The 469-nt window shown below is 64.2% G+C and carries 1 protein-coding gene; it reads right to left on the bottom strand.

Annotated features, from left to right (window positions below):
* The coding region (locus tag ACLQ3C_RS21525; protein ID WP_425707125.1) for a DUF222 domain-containing protein at positions 1-443 on the bottom strand (443 nt) is incomplete at its 3' end.
* Positions 444-469: the final 26 nt, after the last annotated feature.

A 469-nucleotide genomic window follows, 5' to 3' on the forward strand; every position in this document is an offset into this window, starting at 1 on the left:
CTCGCGGTCGCAGGTGTCACCGATCCCATGAACTCGAGTGCGGACAATTTCGGGGTGTCGGCAGGAATCGTCAACAGGACGCCACCGGTCGGTTTGCACGACACCGTCTCATCGGCGAGACCCTTCTCGGCAAGCTCGAGGATCGTCTCGAGAGCATCAGCACGTTTACGATCGGCCGAGCGTGGATCGTGCGAGCCGTCGGGTTGGGGTTTCGGCGCGGATAGCGATTCGACGAGGCTGTGGAGTTTCTCCCCGGCGACGGCATCGAGGTTGGCGCGCACGTCGAGTCGGCCGTCATCGGTTTTGTGGTAGCCGAGTTCGTTGATGGACTTGTCTTCGGCGGCTGGCACCCCGTCGTCGGTGTCGGCGGCGAGTTCGTTGGCGATGGTGCGGGCGTGTTCGGCGATCTGGGCCGGCGTCATGCCCGCGGAGGACCACGACATCAGTGACATCAGTTGCGCCGACCGCA

Source organism: Gordonia sp. DT30 (genome assembly GCF_049844915.1).
GTDB lineage: Bacteria > Actinomycetota > Actinomycetes > Mycobacteriales > Mycobacteriaceae > Gordonia.